We start from the raw sequence: 21904 nt of genomic DNA, 5'->3' as shown, positions 1-21904 counted from the left end.
CCGGGGGGAGGGGCTCGGCTTCGCGTCCGCTGTCGGACCGTCCTGGAGGGTACTCGTGTCGGCGACAGCATCGCAGTCGAGGGTGTTTGCCTGACCGTCACGGAACTTGCCGGGGACAGCTTCCTCGTGGAGCTCCAGCCGGTGACGCTCCGCCGCTCCGCGCTCGGGTCGCTTCGTGTGGGAGATCCTGTGAATCTCGAGCGAGCCGTTCCGGTCGGTGGGCGATTCGGTGGGCACTATGTGCAAGGTCACGTTGATGCGGTTGGACGAGTGGTGCGGATGGAGCATGATGGTCCGGCGCTCGTCGTACGGATCGCTGCACCGGCGGACGTGATGCGCTACGTGGTGGAGCGAGGCTTTATCGCGGTCGATGGGGCAAGCCTGACGGTGCAGCGACGGACAGATCATGAGTTTGAGGTCTCGCTTGTCGCCTATACCCAAGAACACATCACGTTGCCGCGGAAGCGACCGGGTGCTCCGGTGAATCTGGAGGTCGATATCGTGGCCAAATATGTCGAACAGTTCCTGCGCCTCGGCGCCGCCGACGGCCTGTCGCTGGAAGCGCTCCGCCGAGCTGGATTCGTCTCGTGAAGAGAGGGAGGCGCACGGTGACGCGATTCGAGCGTGTGGAGCGCGCGATCGAGGCGTTCCGTTCCGGGCGGTTTGTCATCATCGTCGACGATGCTGAACGGGAAAACGAAGGCGATCTCGCGATCGCGGCGCAGTTCTGTACGCCAGAAGCGGTGAATTTCATGGCGCGCGAAGCCCGCGGCCTGATCTGCGTGCCCATGGCTGCCGAATGGGCGGACCGTTTGGGACTACCATTGATGGTGCCGCCCACAGTGAATGGCTCGCGTTTCGGGACGGCGTTTACGGTGTCCGTCGAAGCCCGTGAAGGAGTAACGACCGGGATCTCGGCGTTTGATCGGGCCACAACGATCCGAAAGTTGGCTGATCCGTCCGCGACAGCTGCCGATTTCGTCATGCCCGGCCATGTGTTCCCACTGAGGGCGCGGCCGGGTGGTGTCCTCGAACGTGACGGGCAGACAGAAGCATCAGTCGATCTGGCACGCCTGGCAGGGTTGTACCCCGTCGCAGTTGTGTGCGAAATCATGAGTGCAGACGGCACGATGGCGCGTTTACCCGAGCTGGAGCGGTTTTCCGCTCTGCACGATATTCCTCTGGTCCACGTGGCTGATCTCATTGCTTACCGCCTGGTGCACGAACGGGTCGCCCGGTGTGTCGCTGAGACGACACTGCCCACGCGATTCGGAATGTTTCGCCTGCGGGCGTACCAGCGTTTGGGTGGTGAAGAGATCGATCTCGCGCTCGTTTTGGGTGAAGTGAACAGTGAGGAGCCGATCCTCGTTCGTCTGCACTCGGAGTGCTTGACAGGGGACGTGTTTGGATCACAGCGGTGCGATTGTGGTCCGCAGCTTGAGACGGCGATGAAGCGGATCGCCATGGAAGGGCGTGGGGTGATCGTCTACCTACGCCAGGAAGGGCGAGGGATCGGACTGCTCAATAAACTCCGGGCGTATCACCTACAGGATCAGGGGCTGGATACCGTTGAAGCGAATCTTCAGCTTGGTTTCCCGGCCGACCTCAGGAATTACCGGGAAGCGGCGATTATCCTGCGCGATCTCAGTATCCAACGTGTCCGTCTAATGACCAACAATCCGCGCAAGGTCACTGCACTCGAAGAACTGGGATTCACAGTGGTGGAACGGGTCCCTCTCGAGCTCCCGCCGACCGAGCACAACCACCGTTACCTGCGTACGAAGCGTGACAAGCTTGGTCATCTGGTTCTGCTGCAAGAACTCGCTCGCATCGGGGTCGAAACAGAGCAAGGGGGCACAGCATGATGGAATCTGATCGGCGAGGTGTCCGGGCGATCGAGGGGACGCTCAGTGGGCGAGGCCGGCGGTTTGCGATTGTGGTAAGCCGCTTCAATGAGTTCATTTCGTCCCAGCTCTTACGTGGCGCACTCGATGCGCTGGTACGGCATGAAGTTGATCCGCGAGCGATTGACATTGTCTGGGTGCCCGGGGCGTTCGAGATTCCCGTGACAGCCAAGCGCCTGGCACAAATGAACCGGTACCATGCAGTGATTTGTCTCGGCGCAGTCATCCGTGGAGCAACGCCACACTTTGACTATGTCGCGGGCGAGGTCGCCAAAGGGATCGCACAGGTTGCGCTCCAAACAGGTGTCCCAGTGATTTTTGGTGTGCTGACGACGGATACCATCGAACAGGCAGTGGAGCGAGCAGGGACGAAGCTTGGTAATAAGGGTTCCGAAGCTGCAGTGACGGCGATCGAGATGGCGAGCCTCTTCGCCGAGCTGGAACGCCTCACGGTACCCTCGCTGGAAGCTTGAGCAAGCTCAGAGCCGAGTCATGCGAGAGCGCTCGCGCCGGTACTGCCCAAGAGGGCGCTTTTGTTGCCGCACAGCGACACTCTGTGGAGACCATCAACCTGGTCTGTGAGCGGGCGTGCAGTAGTTGCTCCATGAGCAGGACACAATACTCCTCATCCTGGAAGTCCGTTGGCTGACGCCAACCATTGTGCTCCCTCTTCCCCACACGGGCGTGGACCGATGGCGCGTTTTCCCTCGGGCGGCGCTCTTGTGAGTGACGCGCCGAGCGTGCGAGGACTGCGGAAGCGCAGTGGTCTGCCTAGAGGATCACGTTCCGAATCACGGAGTGGCTCGATTATGGGGTCATGCCTCGGCGATGTGATAACCTCCCAACAAATGGGTATGACACTCGTTCCCCGACTCCAGTGACACGGAAGGACGGGTTGCAGGTTCTCCTCTGTTTCTTTCTCGATGATCCCGCTTTCTCGGCTGATAGGGAAAACGGGAGAGGAATCAACAAGATCTACCGGTGTTCAGAGCCCATCGGTAGCTGCTTCGTCTTGCGTGGGAGCAGGCTTTCCGCCAAGCTGAGAGCCAGCATTTGGACACGGGGAAGGGAAGCGTATGGGTCGCGTCGCTCTTCGGTTGCTCGTTGTGTTCTGCGTGCTAGTGTTCCAGATCCCGGTTTCTCCTAGTCTGCGAGCCGAGCCGTCGGTTGTGGCTCGGCACTGGGTAATCATGGAAGCTTCTGAAGGGACAGTTGTTGCAGAGCACGCCGCGCGTCAGCCAGTCGCGATCGCCAGCTTAACGAAAGTAATGACAGCTCTCGTCGCCTTGGAACACGGTTCCCTTGGCCTGCAGGTGACGATTGTGCCGGAGGACTTGATTGGTGAGTCCTCTGCTGGGCTGGTTGCGGGACAAACCGTGACGCTTCGCACACTGCTGTACGGGTTGCTGCTCCGCAGTGGGAACGATGCAGCGATGGCAATTGCAAGGGCAGTTGGTGGGAGTCCAAGTGCGGAAGATCCTTGGGCTCGCCAGCGTTTCGTAAACCTGATGAACGCCAAGGCGGCCGAACTCGGTCTGCAGCATACACGCTTTGCCAATCCGCACGGATTGGACGAACCAGGGCATTTCAGTAGCGTGTTCGATCTGGCTCAGCTCACGCGCGTTGCGCTCGCAGATGCTCGTTTTGTGGAGATTTTTGGCGCACGTGAGTACCGTGCTGAGGGGTTCACGTGGCGTCACACGAACAGGCTCCCTGAACGGTATCCCGGTATCGTCGGGGGCAAGACCGGATGGACGGACGAGGCCGGACTGTGCCTCATCGAGGTCGCCGAGCGGGCAGGACACACACTGATCGTTGTGCTTACTGGTTCCACATTTGATTCGTGGTACGACGATGCAGCGAAGCTGCTTGACTTTGGCTGGACAGTGGTGGATCCACTCGATGAGCCAGATGATGCTGCGCGGTTGTTCCAATGGTGGTGGCGGCGTACCGACGATCCGATTGCCCAGAATCTCGTGCAACGGACGTGGCTCTGGGGGCCGCCACTTGGCCCAGTGGAATGGGAGCCGTATGTTGATGCCCCCGGTGGCCGTCGGCTCGTGCAGTACTTCGAGAAAGGGCGGATGGAGCTGACGCATCCAGACCGGGTGGTTGACGGGCGTTGGCGCGTGACCGGTGGACGGCTCGCATGGGAGCTCATGACTGGCTGGCAACAGGTCGGGGACAGGACCCTACGACACCGCAGTCCGGCACGGATCGCAGTAGCAGGTGATCCAGGGAACGGCATTACGTATGCCTTGCTCGGCTCAAAGATGCAAGCCGCGGCCGGCCGCCCAGGCGAGGTGGTGACGACTCGCTTAGACGCTGAAGGGACCGTGTGGACTGAGCCGGAGCTGGCTCGCTACGCTGTACGATACGGGGAGCCATTTCCGGAGACAGGCCATGGAGTCGCCTCGGTGTTTGCCGCATGGTTTGAGCAACGAGGGTCGGTCTGGGCAGGTAACAACCTGCGAGAAGAATTCCTCTTCTCACCCTGGGTCGCACTGGTGGGATTTCCGGTCACCGAACCGTACTGGGTTCGTGTCCGGGTGAACGGGGTAGAGCACGATGTGCTTCTGCAGTGCTTTGAACGACGTTGCCTGACGTACACGCCGTCCAATCCCCCGGGTTGGGAAGTTGAAATGGGTAACATCGGCTTGCACTACCGGGAGTGGACACAGACGAGAGTGGTGGGGACGCTCGCGGCCTCCGCACGCCTTTCATGAAGAAGAACACGCGATGCGGCTAACAGCGCTTGCAGGCGAATACTGGCAGAATTTCCGAGAGTTCACTCCGGCGGCGCGAAGTGCGCTGGTTATCTTTGGTGTCCTCGGTATTGCCTATGGTGTATTCACGACGCTCTTCACGGTCTATCTGCTGGCCATTGGGTTCGACGAACGGTTCATCGGGGTCTTAACGGCGATCGGGATGCTCTCCGGTGCTCTGGCGAGTCTACCAGCGGGGATCATGTACGACCGGTACGGGCCTCGCCTCGTCCTCTTGCTCGGCCTGACGATGACAGCACTTGGTGTGGCAGTTGAGTGTCTCCTCACGCAGGCGAGTCTTCTTCTCATCGGCGGTGCGTTGGCGGCCGTCGGGGTGTCCTTGCTCCTAATCGCCCAAGCACCGCTGCTTGCCGCGGTGTCCAGCGAGCAGGAACGGACACACCTGTATAGTGCGGCAGCTGCGCTTGGCATCCTCGCGAGTGTTATCGGTAACGCGTATGCGGGGTTGCTCCCGGATGTGCTCATCCGTTGGCAGGAGGATGCTGCGCTACGCTATCGCCTGACGCTCCTGACCGGTTGTCTGCCAGCGATTGCCGCGTTTTGGTTTGTGCCTCGCCTGAAACTCTCGGCGGTTGTGGTTGAGCGGCCACGGATTCGTGTGCGAGAGTGCCTCCAACATTCGGCTGTTCGCCGACTCACCTTCACTGGGGTGCTGCTTGCGGCAGGGGGTGGTCTTGTTCTTCCGTTCCTGAACGTCTTTTTCGTCTCCGAATACGGCGTGGGAAGTCGTGAAGTAGCGGTGGTGCGGACGGTGGGCATCGTCGCGACGGCGGCTGGCGCACTCGCCGCGCCGATGCTCGCGACGCGCTTCGGCCTTGTGCTGGGGATCGTTCTCGGGCGAGCGTCTTCAGCGCCATGGCTCCTCGCCGTTGTTTGGGCACCGACCTGGTGGCTCGCCGCAGCAGCCTATGCGCTCCGGACCTTCTGCGTCTACTGCTCCGATCCTCTGCACACAGACTACTCGATGCGCATTGTGCCCGCGTCGCTTCGCGCAACGGTCAATAGTCTTACGTTCCTGAGCTGGAATGTCTCGCTCGCTTTGGCTGGATGGATTGGTGGGCAGGTCGCAAGTGTTTGGGGTTATCCATCGCTGTTTCGCTGGGGAACCGTGCTTACTCTGGTGGCGGCAGTGACCTTTTGGCTTGTCTTCCGCTCCTATTCCGTATCTTCGTTCTCTGGGGCATCTGATTCGAGATAGGACACTGCGCCCACTGAAGCGCGGAGTTCCCAAAAGCGTTCAGCGAGGTGGCCCTTACCAACAGTCAGTGCATAGGTTCGGAGAGCTTCTTCGACATCGCCCATCTCGCGGAAGATGAAAGCGACCTGACTCTCGTAGCACGAGATAGCCTCGAGTCGACGGCGAAACAACTCCTCACTGAGAAAAACGAGCCACGGAGGAGCTGCCGCGTATTGCTGAGTTAGCTCAGAGCAGTGCTCTTGGCCGATTGAGCTAGCCGCATATGGCAGATCTTCATAAGCCCAGACAGGGTAGCCGCGAGCAGCGACTGCTGACCCGACCATGCGAGCGATTTGGTGGTCGACGTGACCACCGATGGCTAGGGGAACAAAAAGCGTCGCCTGCCCATCCTGGAGTTCGATCACGTCTTCGACCATTGCGCGGAGTTCCTCAACCAAGGGAAGATCGTCCGGGTGGATTGTGCCGAAGAGTTCGGAGTCGAACGTGTAGCGTGCGTCGCGGTAGATTGCGTCAGGGATGTCGAACCACAGCGCTTGGGCACCGAGCACCTTGGCGGCGGCGAGTTCCTCTTTGCGGCGCAGCTGAACGACTGCAGCGTCATCCAGTCCTCGCCAACGATGCTGTTGTTGGGCAAAGGCACTAAGCGGTTCACGTGGCTCTCCACCGAAGAGTGTGACGACGAGCGGCCGGAGACCAAGTTCAGCGAACAGGCAGACTGTTCCACCACAAGAGAGTGCGACGTCATCGAAGTGGGGCGCGAGAAAGATCGGTTTGAGCACTTTTTCAGGCGTAACGGACTCGTGCATCGCCAACCCGCCGCGTGACGTGACGCTGATCAAGGTACTCGAGAAGCGCTTGGGCGTATTTGCGACTGGTACCGAGTTCGTCTCGGACTTGGGCCAGAGTAACACTCCCATACGCATCAATGAGTGCGAGAACGCGCTGCTGTATGGCTTCCCAGGCTTCCGGTGCAAAAACCACGTCGTCGGTGATACGAACAACCCGGCCCAGGTCAGCCAGCGCCTGCACAAGCTCGCTTTCCAGTCCATATTCCGCAGGTGCTGGTGGAGTAAACGGTGCCTGCCGGAGTGCTGCCTCATAGGCGCGGGCACGGCTCTCCTGCTCTGCATCAAGGCGGATGCGGTGCTCCGGAAGTCGCAAGATCTCGTCCTCTTCGACGAGTTGACCAGCACGAGCCAGGCGGAGAACAACGTAATCAAACGCGCGTTGAGTGAGGCCGAGGCGACTGCGCGCCATCTCACGGGGTAGACCGCGCCGCAGGGGGAAGCGTGCGTGGTAATCCCGGACCAATTCAAGGAGTCGGGCACAGAGTCGCTCTGCTGCCTCACGCCGGACGAGGGATGTTGTCGGGCTCAGTGGTCCATCACCGCCGTCAAGAACAAGCACGTGCCCTGCCGCAATGACTCGTTGGATCGCCTCTGCGGCCGTCGACTCGTCAAGACTTGCGCGTTGTAAAAGTTCGCGCCACTCGAAAACTTGGTCACCTTCAAGGATCTGGAGGAGGATCGTTTCCGGATCACCTGAGGCGAGTGCCTCCAGCGCCCGGATGACCTCTGGACGGAAACGACGGTGTCGACGGGGCGCTGTGTCCACAATGATTCCGCCGCCGAGCGTCGAACTGGGGGAGGGACGTCGAAGAATGAACCGGTCACCGCGGGCTGCGACGATCGGTTCCTGAAGACGTAACTGCACCCAGCCACTCTGGCCAGGTTCGAGACGTTCGGCATCGAGCAATGTCACGCGGGCGAGCGTCTCGGTCGTTCCCACAAAGAAGTCGACTTCGTCGTTCTGCTCCAATGGAGCGGGAGCGTCCGGTACCATGCGAAGCCGCGCGTCAAGCAACGTCGTCGGCTTTAGCCATCCGGGAACGGTGAGCACGTCACCGCGCGCAATGTCATCGACCTCAACGCCGCTCAGATTGACAGCTGTCCGCGAGCCTGGCAATGCCCGCTCGACCCGCGTCCGATGGCTTTGTAGCCCGCGTACCCTGGCACGCAGGCCACGAGGAAGAATTTCAACCTCCTGTCCTACTTCGAGTTCACCGTCCCGCAGAGTACCAGTGACGACTGTTCCGAAGCCAGCGATTGTGAAGACTCGATCAATCGCAAGGCGAGGTCGTCCACGACCGGGATGTGGGGGCACATGGTCGAGCACGCGATCGATTGCGTCGATGAGCTCTGTGAGTCCCTGGCCACGAGTTGCTGCAACGGGGATGATCCGTGCTCCTTCCAGCGTTGTCCCTCGCAGGAGTTCCTCGACCTCAGCGTGGACGAGCTCGAGCCAGTCTTCATCGACGAGATCTCGCTTGGTGAGTGCGACGACACCGTGCCGGATCTCCAAGAGGTCAATAATCGCCAAGTGTTCCCGAGTCTGTGGCATTGGCCCCTCGTCGGCTGCCACGACCAATAACGCGGCGTCGAAGCCACCCACCCCGGCAAGCATGTTCTTGATAAACCGCTCGTGACCGGGCACGTCAACGATGCTCAACCGCCGACCGCTCGGAAGCGTCATCCAGGCGAAGCCGAGGTCGATGGTCATCTCTCGCTCTTTTTCTTCGCGGAGACGATCCGGATCGATCCCAGTCAGCGCTTTGACCAGTGTCGATTTCCCGTGGTCAACGTGTCCAGCGGTTCCGATAACGAATGTCTGTCGTGTCATGATTCAGCTCGGCCTCCCGCCCTCGTTCGCGCTGTCAAGTGTAGCCTCTGGTTGGGAAAACCGGATCCATGAAAAGGGGATCAGCATGACGGTTGACCGAGTCATCATTCCGTGCCAGCACCGACGTGCCGCCCTGGAGGCCCATGCTCCTCCCGCGGCGCGTGTTTCGTCGGGAGCGATCGTGGAGTTTCAGACAAGCGATGAACCTTACGAACTTCTTGCTCGCGGTATTCCGCCGGAGTCTCTTTCCCTCGAGCGGTTCAACCAGGTGACGGGACCGCTCGCAATCATTGGTGCGCGACCGGGCCAGGCACTCCGGATCGATATCCTGGACATCATCATTGAGCGTGCCTGGCTCGTCTCCCTACGTGGATTTGGACCATTGGGATCTCTCATAGCAGAGTCTCGGTGTGAAGAGGTTACCCTCCTCGACGGGACGTTGGCGATTTCAGAGTGCCTGCGGATACCGGTACAGCCGAGCATCGGGTGTATCGGATTAGCACCGGCGCGGGGAGTGAGTTCAACGTTCCGGCCAGTGTGGCCGTGGGGAGGAAATCTTGATCTTGTAGAACTCGGCCCGGGAAGCACAATCTGGCTTCCAGTGCAGAGATCAGAAGCGTACCTCTACATTGGGGATGTCCATGCGGCTATTGGCGCCGGCGAGCCAGCACATGTCGGCATCGAGGCTGCGGCGCGAGTCATTGTGCGCACAACTGTCGACCCTGAGGTCCGTTGCCGTGCCCCGCGGATTCGCACAGGGCATACCTTGCTCCTCGTGGGTGTTGGACCGACCTTGAGCGCTGCACAGCAGCACGCGCTGCAGCAGGCGCTGGAGGTGCTTCGAACGGAGTTCGCGCTTCCCCAGCGGGAGGCCTACGCCTATGCCTGTGCCTGTCTAGCCTATCGATTTGGCGGTCCGGCCGGGCCGGTCGTCCTTGCGGAGCTCCCGCTGCAGCCGCTCAGCTACTCATCCGGGATGCGCACCTCCAGTTGATCCGCAAGTTCGCGTGGTGTGGTGACGGGGCGCTGGCAGACAAATTGCCGGCAGACATACGCGGTGGGGCGCTCGTTGACTAAGGTTCGCTCGGCAAGAAGAGGGATACTCCGAGCCGCCTCTTCATCCTCGGGGTGGCGGAGCGCAAGGGCCCGGTTGGGGATGTAATTTGCGTAGACGATACGCAACAAGGCGCGTGTCTCTGGTAGTGTTGGATCCCCAATAATGGCAATCTCGTGCGGATCGCCCAGCGCAAAGTCCATGGCGAGCAACAGTTGGCCACAGGCAATCGGATGCTCAACGGCAATTGGGGCATAGCGTTCGAGAATGGCTACTGCCCGGTCGGTGTACCGCCGTTCACCCAGTAATGTGCCAAGTCGGAGAAGTGCTTCCGCTGCACTTCCATTGCCGCTCGGTGTGCTCTGGTCAACAAAGGTCTTCGGCCGAACGATGAGCTTCTCTCCATCAGCTGGTGTATCAAAGAAATCGCCTGCCTCCGGATCGAGGAAGCGTTCGAGCATCAGGTCGGTGAGCAAGCGGGCCCAGTCGACCCATCTTGGGTCGAAGGTTGCCTCGTAGAGCGAGAGCAGGCCGTTGACGAGGTTCGCGTAGTCATCGAGAAAACCGGAGAATCGAGCCTCACCGTCCTCCCAAACGTGGAACAGTGTACGTCCGTCCCAGAGATTTTCTTGGATAAATCGTGCAGCTCGTTCGGCAGTTGCCAAGAAATCGGGTCGATCGAACGCAGCGCCTGCTTCGGCGAAGGCACGGATCGCCAGTCCATTCCAGGAGACGATCACCTTCTCATCGCGTGCAGGCCAGGGGCGCTGGCTGCGCGCTTCGTAGAGCAGGGCTCGGGCTCTGGCGATGCGGTGGGCCAACTCGTCTGCGGAAAGGCCAAATTCCGCGGCAACGAGCGCTGGATCGTCCGGCACATGGAGGATCGATCGGCCTTCGAAATTCCCCTGCGGCGTGACGCCGAAATACCGGCAAACGAGCGTTGCTTCCTCAGGGCCGACAACTGCTTCGATCTCTTCTGGTGTCCAAAGGTAGAAGGCACCCTCTCCTTCCCCGGTGTCCGCGTCCTGTGCAGAGAAGAATCCACCGTGCGATCCGTGCATTTCGCGTAAAAGGTAGGTGAACGTTTCTTCGGCGACTTGCCGACAAAGAGCGTTGGCTGACACCAGGTAGGCAAGCGTGGAGATCCGGGCGAGGAGAGCGTTGTCGTAGAGCATCTTTTCAAAATGGGGAACGAGCCAAGCGTCGTCAACAGCGTAGCGATGGAAACCGCCGCCAATGTGATCGTGGATTCCTCCGCGAGCCATCGCGGTCAACGTCTGTAAAACCATTTCCAATGCGCGCGGCGCTCCGGCACGTCGGTAAGTCCGCAGCAGGAATTCGAGCTGCATCGGCGAGGGAAACTTGGGGGCGGTGCCGAAGCCACCGTGCTCGCGATCGTAGTGTGGGACGAGATTGCGCGCGGCCTCGTTAAGGAACTGCTCCCGAAGCGCCGTCGGTGAGAGTGGTGGCCTCGTCTGCTGTTGCAAGTACGTGACCAGATCATCGGCAGCTCGCTCGACTTCTTCCCGGCGCTGCCGATATGCCTGAGCGACAGCTACCAGCACCCGCGGCCAGGCCGGAAGTTGTCCCCGGTCCTCTGGTGGGAAGTACGTGCCTCCATAGAACGGTTTGCCGTCCGGGGTCAAAAAGATATTCAGCGGCCAACCGCCGGAGCCGGTCATCGCCTGCAGTGCGTTCATGTACAGTTCGTCCAGATCCGGTCGTTCCTCACGATCGACCTTGATATTGACAAAGAGTTCATTTTGCAACTGAGCGATCTCGGGATTCTCGAAGCACTCGTGTTCCATAACATGGCACCAGTGGCAAGACGAGTAACCGATGCTCAAGAGAATCGGCTTGTCTTGCTCCCGTGCGACGCGAAACGCTTCTTCTCCCCACGGATACCAGTCGACTGGGTTGTCTGCATGCTGGCGCAGGTAGAGACTCTTTTCGTGGGCGAGGCGGTTCGGCATAGTCGACCTCGCTTTCGACGCTTCGGGGCACAGCCCCACTCAACGACCGGAGACTTCCGGTTCTCGCAAGGATACCTGTTAAGGCCGTCGATCACCATTACCAGAGTGGTGGATCGGCGACCTCGTGTCGAGGGCCGGCGCGCTCAGACACTGCCCGTTTCCGGCCGAGAGTGGGTTCTGGAAGACAATGGCAGTCCTCAAAGCACCTCGATGCTGGTGTGCGGGGACGAACTCCGCGTGCAGAAGACCCGTTGAAGGCTCTGTACGTCTACCTTCTGGCGAGAGCGCGACAGGGGGCTCAGCCTGTCATGGCTCAACGAGGTTCGAGGTGCCAACGTCGGGCAGTGATGGCGATCCGTGCTGTGATCTGGAGAAGGTGCTGGAAGGCCTTGCCAGGTGAGGGGCACCAGCGGGTGCGCCAAAGTAACTTACAAGTCAGTCTACTATCTGAAACCTTACCGTGGAGCGTCTGTCAATCCCGGTCTGCGAGGCGGGCTGTCCATACTGCGCTGTTGACGTTGAGTGCGAGGCGTGTTAGGCTCAGCACATGTGCGGTTCTCGAGCAGAGACCGTGCAGGGGAAAGGGGGTGATGCCCGGAATGAGTAGTCACGAACTTCCGGGCGTCACCGTGGAGGTGGTCGGGTAGCCGGCTCCCTCACGGGGGCGCCCACGCGAACCACCGAGCCGGCCTCATCAGGCCGGCTCGGTGTTTTCTTGGGTATCCTTGCCGCGGTGTAGGCGCAAAGGCGTGCAGGAGTAAGGAGCATTGAACGATGGTCAGCGAAGAGGCGTACATTCGTCGGATCGAGGAGTACCGGAAGCGTCGCGACGAGTTTTTCCGAAACAATCCCAATTCTCCGTTGCTTCCGGAGCAGCGGGAGCGGTTCCAGGGACTCCGCTACTATCCGGTCAAACCTGAGTATCGGTTCGTTGTAGAACTCGATCGTGAAGGTGTGAGTCAGGAGCGAGTTGTGCTGGGGACGACAACGGGTGAGCCGAAGGAATTCATTGTTGCTGGCCGTGCACATCTCGTGATCGAAGGTCAGCCGGTTACCTTGACGGTCTACCGTGAAGTGGGCCGAGGGAGATACTTCCTGCCGTTTCGTGATGCGACAGCGGGAACAGAAACCTACTCGGTTGGGCGTTATCTCGATCCACAGGAGACGCCAGATGGCAAGCTCGTGATCGATTTCAACATGGCATACAACCCTTACTGTGCTTACAACGATCGATGGACTTGTCCAATTCCGCCGCGGGAGAACATTGTCCAGGTGCCAATCCGCGCTGGAGAGATGGCGTATCCAGACTATGTATCCGTCGCACAAGTGGAGAAGCCGAAAGGGCCGATGCCGTTGATCGGAGGGTGACGTGGGGATCGAGGTCGTCACGTCAAGCGAGCCACTCGATCGGCTGGCTGGCAGCGTGGTGATCCCTATCGTTCCAGATGGCGAGGTGGAGGGATCGCTCGAGTTTCTCGAAGCATCTCTCCGCGCCTGGATTGGGCGGTCAGCACGCGCTGTTGGGGTCACTGGCCGTGTGGGACAGGCAGCGGTCCTCCCGCCGTGCGAAGGGATGGCTGCAGAGCGGCTCATCGCCGTCGGTCTGGGTGGGTCGACTCAGCGAACGCTGACTGATGTCCGCAAAGCGGCGGCACTCGCTGTGAAACTGGCTGCCGAGGCCGGCGGGCGAAGTCTCGTTTGGCCCCTGGTTCAGGTTCCAGGTGTGAACGATGCAACCGTCGCGCAAGTGCTTGTCGAAGGTACCGTCCTCGCGAGTTACCGGTTTTCTCGCTATCGGAGCCTCGAGGGCGGCGCGCGCATCGAACGTCTTGCGGTTATCGCTGGGGCCGAGATTGACACCGGTATCCGCTATGGCCGGCTGGTGGGTGACGCGGTCACGTTTGCTCGAGACCTCACAAACGAGCCAGGGAACATACTCGATCCGGAACGGCTGAGCGGCATCGCCTGGGAGGTTGCGCAAGAGGTCGGACTGGAATGCGCGATATACGACCGCGCGCTCTTGGAGGAACTCGGTGCTGGGGCGATTCTGGCCGTTGGGCAGGGAAGCCGTCGAGAACCGCGTCTTGTCCATTTGATCTACCGCCCGGAAGGGGAGGTGCGAGGGCGCCTTGCCCTCGTTGGCAAAGCGGTGACTTTTGATTCAGGAGGGCTTAGTCTAAAGCCGGCCGAGGGCATGGAGCGGATGAAAGGTGACATGGCGGGTGGGGCCGCTGTGCTCGCTGTCCTGCGCGCGCTTCCGGCACTGAAGTTACCCTTGGAAGTTCACGGGGTTGTGGCAGCCGCTGAGAATCTACCGGATGGGAACGCCTTCCGGCCGGGCGACATCCTCCGCACTTTCAGCGGGAAGACGGTTGAGGTGATCAGTACCGATGCAGAGGGGCGCTTACTGCTCGCTGATGCGTTAACTTTCGCTGTGCGGCAAGGAGTGGAGCTCCTCATCGACATTGCGACGCTGACGGGAGCCTGTGCAATCGCGCTCGGCAGGGGAGGAAGCGGCGTCTTTGCAAGCGACGAACGTGCACGGGACTTGCTACTCCAGGCGGCTGCGGACGTCGGTGAGCGTGTGTGGCCACTACCTTTGTGGGAAGAGTATCGCGAGCAACTGCGCAGCGAGCACGCGGATCTCAAAAACACCGCTGGCCGCTGGGGTGCAGCGATCAATGCAGCACTCTTCCTTCGCGAGTTCACTGAGGGGCGTCCGTGGCTGCACCTGGATATTGCCGGGCCGGCCTGGGCAGAGCAGGGAGGTCTGTTTGGACCCGCCGGTGCGACGGGGCATGGTGTGCGAACGCTGATCCGCTTCCTTGAACTGTGGGCTGGATGCGCGGAAGGCAGGCAGGCATGAGCCGCGCGTTCGCTCGCCGATTTGAGGTCGCGACGACTGGCCGAGACCAGATGCTGGACGTGACCCGTCAAGTCCGTGAGGTGGTCCAGGCGAGTGGTATTCGCGACGGATTAGTCTGTGTTTTCGTCGCTCACTCGACGGCCGCTCTCTCTGTCTCCGAGTACGAACCGGGGTTGGTGCAGGATATCCGGATAACCGCAGAGCGCCTCGCGGCAGAGCACGCTGATTACGCGCACAACCGGCTCAATGCAGATGATAACGCGCATAGTCACCTTCGGTCGCTCGTCATTGGCCCCTCAGTGACCGTCCCTTTGGTGGATGGTGCCCTCACGTTGGGCACGTGGCAGAGGATTGTTCTCTTAGACTTCGACACGCATCCGCGGACCCGAACCCTTTGGGTGCAGGTGCTTGGTGAGTGAGCGATTACGAACCACGATCGCGGCGATCCTCACGCGATTCCGGGTGGAACGGCACTGGTCGTTGCGCGAGTTAGCGGAACGGAGCGGCCTTTCCATTGCGTACCTGAGCGAACTGGAGCGTGGGCGGAAGCTCCCGACTCTCGAGGTGCTGGACCGTCTCGCAGCCGCCTTCGGGATGACAGCGGCAGAATTCTTTGGCGCGCTTGCCGGGCAGCTCGCGCGACAGGAGTCCGTGTCGGAGGGGTGTGACCTTTGGCGGGGGCTTGAGGCTGAAGATCGTCAAGAGCTCCTACGGTACGCCGACTACTTGCGATGGCGGCGTGCGCGATCTGGAAGGGGGAGTAGTGGGAGCAGCGATGAGGCGTGAGGAGATTCTTGTCGATACTGATTGGTTGGCCGAACGCCTGCTCGATCCCCGTGTACGAGTCGTTGATTGTCGATACTACTTTGACGGGCGTGACGGGCGTGCTGAGTATCGGAAAGGGCATATCCCTGGAGCTCGCTATCTCGACTGGACCGATGTGACGGTTGATCCAAACGATCCGATTGCCTATCGACTCGCCGCACCAGAACACGTGGCTCAACGACTGGGTGACCTTGGAATCGGCGACGAGCACCTGATTGTGGGGTATGACGATGAGGGCGGACATTTTGTAGCACGCCTGTGGTTGACGTTGGCTACTTACGGATGTGGTGACCGTCTTCGCATCCTCGATGGTGGTTGGACACGGTGGGTGATGGAGGGGAGACCAGTCAGTGTGGAGGAGCCGATCTGGCCGAGGTCGCAGTTCACCCTGCCGGGGCGTGATCGAGATCCTGGATTGATCGTCGATGCCGATACGGTGCATCGAGCGATCGCTGAAGGAACGGCGGTCATCCTTGATGTCCGCCGGCTGAGCGAGTACACGGGGGAGGAAGTCCGGGCGCGACGTGGTGGCCATGTCCCTGGTGCCCGTCACTGGTTTTGGCAGCAGAGCTTGGACTGGGACGGGCAGCGAACTTTCCTCCCGGCGGCGGAGATTCTGCGACGGGCACAGCGCGTTGGGCTTACACCTGAATCGGTGGCCATTACCTATTGTCACGGTGGAGTACGGGCTGCCCATGCAGCGCTCGCGCTGCGCCTGGCCGGTATCCGCAATGTCCGTGTCTATGTGGGAAGTTGGGCCGAGTGGGGGAACCGAGACGACTTACCTATCGCCTTGGGCCTTCCTGCTCCTCAGTCATGCTCATAGCGGCTTTTCGGCAAGTACGCGTTCGATGATGCCGAGCCGCCGTCGTTGGATCTCCACTACCCGGAAGCCACATTGTGGCACGAGTTCGAGCGGCTCGCGCGTGAGGTGGTCACAGGCGAAGCGAATGCTCAACGGATCAATGAGATGCTGCACGGTGGCGATGGCCCGGTGAGGACTGCGAACATGTTCGACGAGGACAAGACGACCACCGGGTCGAAGAACCCGGTAAGCTTCGGCAAGTGCCTGACGGTGATCGGGAATTGTGCAAAGGCTGAGAATCGAGACAACGACATCTATGGACTCGTTACGGATCGGCAGCGCTTGCGCATCGGCCCGGACGAGGAGAACGGGTAGCTGCCGACCCCTGGCTCGCTGGCGTGCGTACTGGAGCATGCCGGCACTGAGCTCCACACCAAGAACCGCGACGCCCTCAGGATAGAAAAGGAGTGTACGACCCGTGCCGATGGCAATCTCGAGCGTACGACCGTGAGCCTGTGCCGCAGCCCATGCCCGCCAGTCACCGAGGAGCCATCCTTCGAAGCGATCCATCGCCGAGTCATAGTGCTCAGCCAAGCGGTCGTAATGGCGTGCCAGTTTTGACACAACAGAATGGTGACTCATGAGCGATTCCTCCTACGCTGGAGTGTAACTGGTCGCCACGAGTGGAAACCGGTAGTCTTGAGAGAGACTGGAGGAGGTCACAAGGGGCGATGTGGTTAATCGTACCGCTGATCTTCGTTCTCTCGTGGCGAACAACGCGTCGGTTTGGGCAAGCCTTTAATGAGACAGTGGCCTGGGTGGTCGGATACTTTGTGACTGCTGGTGTTCTTTGGTTGACCGATTTTAGTGGCCTTGATCTCGTTGAGGCACGGCCCAATAGTCCTGGAGCGCTGATTGCCGTTCTTGGCGGCTTTGTGGGGATGTTTGTGAGTCGCTGGCGTTGGAAGCGACGAGGTGGACATCTTGAGCCGCGCCGGGACTGGCTCAAGGAACTCGCCCGCGGTGCTGGACGATTAAGCGCGACGCGGGGAACACGAGGGATTCCGGCGCAGTCAGCACACCGTGGTCAAACAGCGACTAACGACTTTGCCACGGTAACTGGACGGATGCTCGGGCGTGCTGCCGCACAAGTCTTTGTCCCAGAACTCCGGCGGCGGAATCGGTGGTTCCGTGCGCTACGCGCCTTGGTAGCGGAACCGAAGCGGGAACGGCGGTAACGTTGTGCTGGGAGGGGACGAATGGTGGAAGAACTCCGGCTGCCGACGCGTGATGAGGCGTGGTGCCTAGTAACCGAGTTTACGACCCAGCCGCATCTCCTGCGGCACATGCGTGCGGTTGAGGCAGCCATGCGAGCCTACGCGCGGCGGTTTGGAGAGAACGAGGACCTTTGGGGACTGGTCGGCCTCTTACACGATTTCGATTACGAGCGGCATCCGAACATCAGCACCGAGGGGCATCCGGTCGTCGGCGCTCGGATTCTGCGTGAACGAGGCTACCCGGAGATTGTGGTACGGGCAATTCTTGCTCATGCCAGCGAGGTCACAGGGATCGAGCCGGAAACGCTCCTTGAGAAGACGCTGGTTGCAGTCGACGAGCTGACGGGCTTTCTTGTCGCTGTGGCCTTAGTGCGACCGACAAAGAGTATTCTGGACGTCGAGGTTTCGAGTGTAAAGAAGAAGTGGAAGGCAAAGGAGTTTGCTGCGGCAGTCAACCGGCAGGAGATTGAGCGGGCTGTAGCAGCGCTGGGAGTCTCGCTGGACGAGCATATCCGAATAGTTCTCGATGCGATGAAGGAGATCGCCGAGGAGCTTGGGCTGGAGCGGAAACCGGTGGAAGCTGCGTGAGCAGGTGGACAAGTGAAGAGGCGAGGCGGACCGCTATCCCGCCTCGCCTCTTGGTACGTGTCATCAAGCGGTCTTGATCTCTGTCCAGAGGCGGTCGTACTTCAGTGCGCCTGCTTCCCCAACGTCCTTGATCCACTGGAGGCGCTTCCACACCTCAGGCGGCGGATAGACTCCCGGATTTTGGAGCACAGCTTCGTCGATATAGCCTTGCTCGCGGGCTGCCTTGTTGGGACTGCCGTACATGATGTAGTTGGCGTTCCGACCAGCGATATCCGGGCGATTAAGGAAATCGATGAAGGCCATCGCCGTGTACTTATGCGGTGCGGTCTTGGGGACACAGAGATTGTCTTGCCAAACGGTACACCCCTCGATCGGAATGACATAGCGCAGAGATGGCTTCTCTTGCTCACTCAAGAGCGCATCGCCTGTCCAAATATGCGCAATCAATGCTTCGCCGGCAACCAACAGGTCGTCGTTGTTCTGGCTCGAATAGGCGAGGACATACGGCTTCTGCGCGAGCAGCAGCTCTTTGGCCTTCGCAAGTGCCTCGTCACTTGTCTCATTGATCTCGTACCCGAGGTACATCAGGGCTGCGCCGATGACTTCACGCTGATCGTCGAGCATCACAACCTTCTTGCGTACCTCAGGACGCGGTTCGAAGACCTCCTTCCAGCTCGTGAGATCTTCACCAAGGACACTTGTGTCATAGCTATATCCGGACGTGCCCCACATATATGGGACGCTATAGGTGTTTTCGGGATCGTAGTACGGTTTGAGATTCTCCGGTTCGATATTCGTGATCGTCTTAATGACAGAGTAGTCGAGTGGCTCGAGCATTCCCAGGTTGATCATGATGCTGACCATGTAGTCAGATGGGACAATCACATCGTAACCTGTCGCACCGCCTTGGAGCTTCGCCAGGAGATCCTCGTTTGAAGCGTATGTGTCCATTGTTACCTTGACGCCATAGGTCTCCTGGAACTCCGTGAGAAGGTCGGGGTCGATGTACTCCGACCAGTTATAGAAGTTCAACTCTTTGTCAAGTTTCGTCCGGTCGATGTACTCAGGGATCGCTCCAGCTGAGGGCGTTCCTTGCTCGCCAGGAGTTGTTGGAGCTGCAGGTGTTGCGCCGCTCGGTGCGGTCGGTGTTTCGACAGAGCGGGCACAGGCTACCAGCGTTCCGATGGTTGGGACGCTCAAACTGAGGAGGCCGAGGCGACGCAGGAGCTCGCGCCGCGAAAGCCGTCCTTGGCGATAGTCGCGGAGCCAACGCTGGGCAAGATTCTCAGGTCTCATAACCGTATCCTCCTCACGTTATGCCGTCCGACGCCGTTGCAAGAGCAAAGAACCGAGCACGAGCACAATAGAGGCCAGCAGCATGACCGTAGATAGTGCGTTGACGTCCGGGGTGATACCACGACGCACCCGCCCATAAATTTCGAGTGGTAGGGTGGTCGAACCAACGCCAGCAGTAAAGAAGGTGATCACAAAGTCGTCGATCGATAACGTAAAGGCGAGCAGCGCGCCAGCGATAATGCCCGGCATGAGGAGCGGCAGCGTGATGTATCGGAACGTTTGCCAGTCGGTGGCGCCCAGATCCTGCGCGGCTTGCTCAAGCGTACGATCGAAGTCGGCGAGACGTGCCCGGACGACGACTGCAACAAACGGGAACGAAAAGGCGATGTGGGCAATCGTGATAGTACCGAGGCCAAATTTGAGCTGGAGGCCGAAGAGTCGATCCAACCACGTGAAGGCCAGATTGAAAAAGACAAGGAGGGCAATGGCCATGACAATTTCGGGCACGATGATTGGCAGATACATTGCCCCTTCGTACAGGCGCTTGACTCGAAAGCGCGTGCGTTCCAAGGCCATCGCTGCGAGCGTGCCAATGACTGTCGATACGAGTGTCGAGACGGACGCAATGATCAGAGAGTTCTGTGCAGCGATCCGGACGCGTTCGTCATGCAGCATCCGGACGTACCAATCGAGCGTGAATCCCATCCAAACTTGCATCTGACGAGACGCATTGAAGCTGAATATGGACATCACAACAATTGGCGCATAAAGAAAGACAAAGGCGAGAGCAACGTTGAGGTAGAGAGCGAGCCAACCGAACGAGACCCGCCACCGACGTTTGGGATAAGCAAGCGCGGAGGGCATGCTGACATCGACGGTCATATGCGTCGTCCTTCTCCAAGTCGGAAGTAGAGCATTGTCGCGGCAAGGACGATAGTCATGAGCACAAAGGACACAGCTGATCCGAATGGCCAATGGCGGACGGTGAGGAACTGTTGATTGATCAAGTTGGCAATCATGACAACTTTGCCGCCACCGAGCAAGTCAGGCGTGACAAAGGCCCCGACCGACGGGATGAAGACGAGGATTGAGCCCGCAAGAACTCCGGGCAGCGTCAACGGCAGGAGCACGCGCCAAAAGACATGCCACGTGTTTGCACCAAGGTCTTGCGCGGCTTCGACGAGCGTGAAGTCGAATTTCTCAATCGAAGCGTAGATGGGGAGAATCATGAACGGAAGGTAGCCATAGACCAAGCCGAGCACGACTGCAAATGGGGTGAAAAGCATCGGGAGCGGGTGCTCGATCACACCTAACCAGAGAAGAGCATTGTTAATCAAGCCATCAGCTCGGAGCAGGAGCATAATGGCGTACGTCCGTACAAGAAAGTTTGTCCAGAACGGAATGAGGACCAAAACCAGCAGAGCGTTCCGCCAGCGTCGCGGGGCACGTGCGATGACATACGCAAAGGGGTATCCGATGAGGAGGCAAATGATGGTTGACAGCAATGCAAGCCAGACTGACACGAGGAAGACTCGGATATAAAGCCAGTCGAACAGGCGCGTGTAGTTCTCTACTGTAAAGGCCCACGCGACCGTTCCGTACGGACCACGGTGCGCAAAGCTATAGGCGAAGACGATGGCGATGGGTAGGAGAAAGAAGAGCAATAACCACAGGCCGCCGGGACCGGCAAGGAGAAGAGCACGGAGTCCCTCACGCTGACGGATCACTTCAACGATGCGTTCACGCCATGTGAGAATCTGCTGATCCGGGCGGACACGTTCGGCGACGACCATCTGGTGTCCTCTTCTACTCCGTCAAGACGCGGGCCGCGTCCGGTGCCCACTCCAGGCTGACCGGCGTACCCACAGGGAGTAACTGACCGCCGTCGAGTCGGTTGCGGTCGTTCTGGCTGCGAACGCGTACCACCGTCTCGTCGGTGATCCGCACGACATAGAAGGTGTCAGTACCAATGTAGATCACCTCTTCGACACGTCCTCGCACCAGTCCATTCGCCTCCGGTGCTTCTGCAGGCGCGATGCGGATCTTCTCTGGACGAACTGCGACGGTCACCTCGGTCCCACGTGCAGGGAGCAGGTCACAGCGGACGGAGACGGGGAATCCGCCATCGAGCGTGACGCTCACTTCTCCTGATCCCACCTCGGTGACGCGACCACGCAAAAAGTTGGACTCACCAATGAAGTCCGCAACAAAGCGTGAAGACGGACGCTCGTAAATCTCCACCGGGGTTCCGACCTGCAAGACGCGGCCAGCGTTCATCACCGCAATACGGTCGGACATGGTGAGGGCCTCTTCCTGGTCATGCGTGACATAGATGAACGTAATACCGACTGTCATTTGAAGATGCTTGAGCTCAAGCTGCATTTCCTTCCGCAACTTCAGATCCAGGGCGCCAAGCGGCTCGTCAAGGAGCAACACGCGCGGACGATTGACGAGTGCGCGGGCCAGTGCAACTCGTTGCTGCTGGCCACCCGAAAGTTGCCGGGGATACCGTTCCTCAAAACCTTGCAGTCGTACCAGTTGCAGGGCCTCACGTACCCGACGGGCGATTTCGTCCCGAGGAATACGCTTCATACGCAGGCCGAACGCGACGTTGTCATAGACCGTCATATGCGGGAACAGCGCGTAGTTCTGA

Annotated in this window: 21 protein-coding genes; 13 read left to right on the top strand and 8 right to left on the bottom strand. The window is 59.8% G+C overall.

The genetic code is table 11. The annotated features are described in order from the left end of the window. From ribE to NET03_RS12990, 5 genes are all read left to right on the top strand, one after another. Window positions 1-591 (top strand): riboflavin synthase (ribE, locus tag NET03_RS13010; RefSeq protein ID WP_252129325.1); only part of this gene is annotated, 591 nt, incomplete at its 5' end. Window positions 592-608: 17 nt separating this feature from the next. Continuing rightward, window positions 609-1865, top strand: a complete 1257-nt coding sequence (locus NET03_RS13005; RefSeq protein ID WP_252129324.1) for a bifunctional 3,4-dihydroxy-2-butanone-4-phosphate synthase/GTP cyclohydrolase II — start codon at window positions 609-611, stop codon at window positions 1863-1865. Further along, window positions 1865-2377 (top strand): 6,7-dimethyl-8-ribityllumazine synthase, encoded by a 513-nt coding sequence (ribH, locus tag NET03_RS13000; RefSeq protein ID WP_353655833.1) that lies wholly within the window; start codon window positions 1865-1867, stop codon window positions 2375-2377. The genes NET03_RS13005 and ribH overlap by 1 nt, the downstream gene beginning before the upstream one ends. Before the next feature lie 603 nt (window positions 2378-2980). Further along, entirely contained in the window at window positions 2981-4630 is a 1650-nt protein-coding gene (locus tag NET03_RS12995; protein WP_252129322.1) for a D-alanyl-D-alanine carboxypeptidase family protein, read from the top strand. A 13-nt stretch (window positions 4631-4643) separates the two neighbouring features. Next, a complete protein-coding gene (locus NET03_RS12990; protein WP_252129321.1) occupies window positions 4644-5888 on the top strand; it encodes an MFS transporter in 1245 nt (414 codons plus the stop codon). On the opposite strand, the gene NET03_RS12985 is transcribed toward NET03_RS12990, so the two are convergent. Both NET03_RS12985 and selB read right to left on the bottom strand, forming a co-directional pair. Continuing rightward, window positions 5846-6694 (bottom strand): PIG-L deacetylase family protein, encoded by an 849-nt coding sequence (locus NET03_RS12985; protein ID WP_252129320.1) that lies wholly within the window; start codon window positions 6692-6694, stop codon window positions 5846-5848. The two genes, NET03_RS12990 and NET03_RS12985, sit on opposite strands and share 43 nt — an antisense overlap. Beyond that, window positions 6672-8567, bottom strand: coding sequence for a selenocysteine-specific translation elongation factor (gene selB / locus NET03_RS12980; RefSeq protein WP_252129319.1), 1896 nt, complete (start codon window positions 8565-8567; stop codon window positions 6672-6674). Before selB ends, NET03_RS12985 begins: the two co-directional genes overlap by 23 nt. A gap of 85 nt (window positions 8568-8652) precedes the next feature. Here selB and NET03_RS12975 point away from each other — a divergent pair, with 85 nt between their 5' ends. Further along, complete coding sequence (locus NET03_RS12975; RefSeq protein ID WP_252129318.1) at window positions 8653-9561, top strand: acetamidase/formamidase family protein; 909 nt, start codon at window positions 8653-8655, stop codon at window positions 9559-9561. Here NET03_RS12975 and NET03_RS12970 read toward each other — a convergent pair. Further along, the gene (locus NET03_RS12970; protein WP_252129317.1) at window positions 9531-11594 is read right to left on the bottom strand and encodes a thioredoxin domain-containing protein; all 2064 of its coding nucleotides are present in this window, start codon (window positions 11592-11594) and stop codon (window positions 9531-9533) included. The two genes, NET03_RS12975 and NET03_RS12970, sit on opposite strands and share 31 nt — an antisense overlap. Window positions 11595-12368: 774 nt before the next feature. On the opposite strand from NET03_RS12970, the gene NET03_RS12965 reads away from it, so the two are divergent. From NET03_RS12965 to NET03_RS12945, 5 genes are read left to right on the top strand one after another with little or no spacing between them, the layout of a single operon-like run. Further along, entirely contained in the window at window positions 12369-12962 is a 594-nt protein-coding gene (locus tag NET03_RS12965; RefSeq protein WP_252129316.1) for a DUF1684 domain-containing protein, read from the top strand. A 1-nt stretch (window position 12963) separates the two neighbouring features. Further along, window positions 12964-14460 (top strand): leucyl aminopeptidase, encoded by a 1497-nt coding sequence (locus tag NET03_RS12960; RefSeq protein WP_252129315.1) that lies wholly within the window; start codon window positions 12964-12966, stop codon window positions 14458-14460. Further along, window positions 14457-14879 carry a secondary thiamine-phosphate synthase enzyme YjbQ gene (locus tag NET03_RS12955; RefSeq protein ID WP_252129314.1) on the top strand — a complete coding sequence of 141 codons (423 nt, stop codon included), beginning with the start codon at window positions 14457-14459 and terminating at the stop codon, window positions 14877-14879. Before NET03_RS12960 ends, NET03_RS12955 begins: the two co-directional genes overlap by 4 nt. Beyond that, entirely contained in the window at window positions 14872-15246 is a 375-nt protein-coding gene (locus NET03_RS12950; protein ID WP_252129313.1) for a helix-turn-helix domain-containing protein, read from the top strand. Before NET03_RS12955 ends, NET03_RS12950 begins: the two co-directional genes overlap by 8 nt. Next, entirely contained in the window at window positions 15236-16111 is an 876-nt protein-coding gene (locus tag NET03_RS12945; protein ID WP_252129312.1) for a sulfurtransferase, read from the top strand. Before NET03_RS12950 ends, NET03_RS12945 begins: the two co-directional genes overlap by 11 nt. Here NET03_RS12945 and NET03_RS12940 read toward each other — a convergent pair. Then, window positions 16106-16732: a class I SAM-dependent methyltransferase gene (locus NET03_RS12940; protein WP_252129311.1), complete on the bottom strand. Its 627-nt coding sequence runs from the start codon at window positions 16730-16732 to the stop codon at window positions 16106-16108. The two genes, NET03_RS12945 and NET03_RS12940, sit on opposite strands and share 6 nt — an antisense overlap. An 89-nt stretch (window positions 16733-16821) precedes the next feature. On the opposite strand from NET03_RS12940, the gene NET03_RS12935 reads away from it, so the two are divergent. Both NET03_RS12935 and NET03_RS12930 read left to right on the top strand, forming a co-directional pair. Further along, a complete protein-coding gene (locus NET03_RS12935; RefSeq protein ID WP_252129310.1) occupies window positions 16822-17328 on the top strand; it encodes a hypothetical protein in 507 nt (168 codons plus the stop codon). A 21-nt stretch (window positions 17329-17349) separates the two neighbouring features. Further along, window positions 17350-17955: an HD domain-containing protein gene (locus tag NET03_RS12930; protein ID WP_252129309.1), complete on the top strand. Its 606-nt coding sequence runs from the start codon at window positions 17350-17352 to the stop codon at window positions 17953-17955. 63 nt (window positions 17956-18018) lie between these two features. Here the strand turns inward: NET03_RS12930 and NET03_RS12925 are convergent, their stop codons facing one another. From NET03_RS12925 to NET03_RS13650, 4 genes are all read right to left on the bottom strand, one after another. Then, window positions 18019-19251: a polyamine ABC transporter substrate-binding protein gene (locus NET03_RS12925; RefSeq protein ID WP_252129308.1), complete on the bottom strand. Its 1233-nt coding sequence runs from the start codon at window positions 19249-19251 to the stop codon at window positions 18019-18021. A gap of 18 nt (window positions 19252-19269) precedes the next feature. Further along, entirely contained in the window at window positions 19270-20133 is an 864-nt protein-coding gene (locus tag NET03_RS12920; protein WP_252129307.1) for an ABC transporter permease, read from the bottom strand. After that, a complete protein-coding gene (locus NET03_RS12915) occupies window positions 20130-21044 on the bottom strand; it encodes an ABC transporter permease (protein ID WP_252129306.1) in 915 nt (304 codons plus the stop codon). Before NET03_RS12915 ends, NET03_RS12920 begins: the two co-directional genes overlap by 4 nt. A gap of 13 nt (window positions 21045-21057) precedes the next feature. Next, the coding region (locus NET03_RS13650; RefSeq protein WP_286207487.1) for an ABC transporter ATP-binding protein at window positions 21058-21904 on the bottom strand (847 nt) is incomplete at its 5' end.

Source organism: Thermomicrobium sp. CFH 73360, from assembly GCF_023806465.1.
GTDB lineage: Bacteria > Chloroflexota > Chloroflexia > Thermomicrobiales > Thermomicrobiaceae > Thermomicrobium.
Note: the sequence above shows the minus strand (reverse complement) of the source record. Positions and strands in the feature narration are given on the sequence as shown.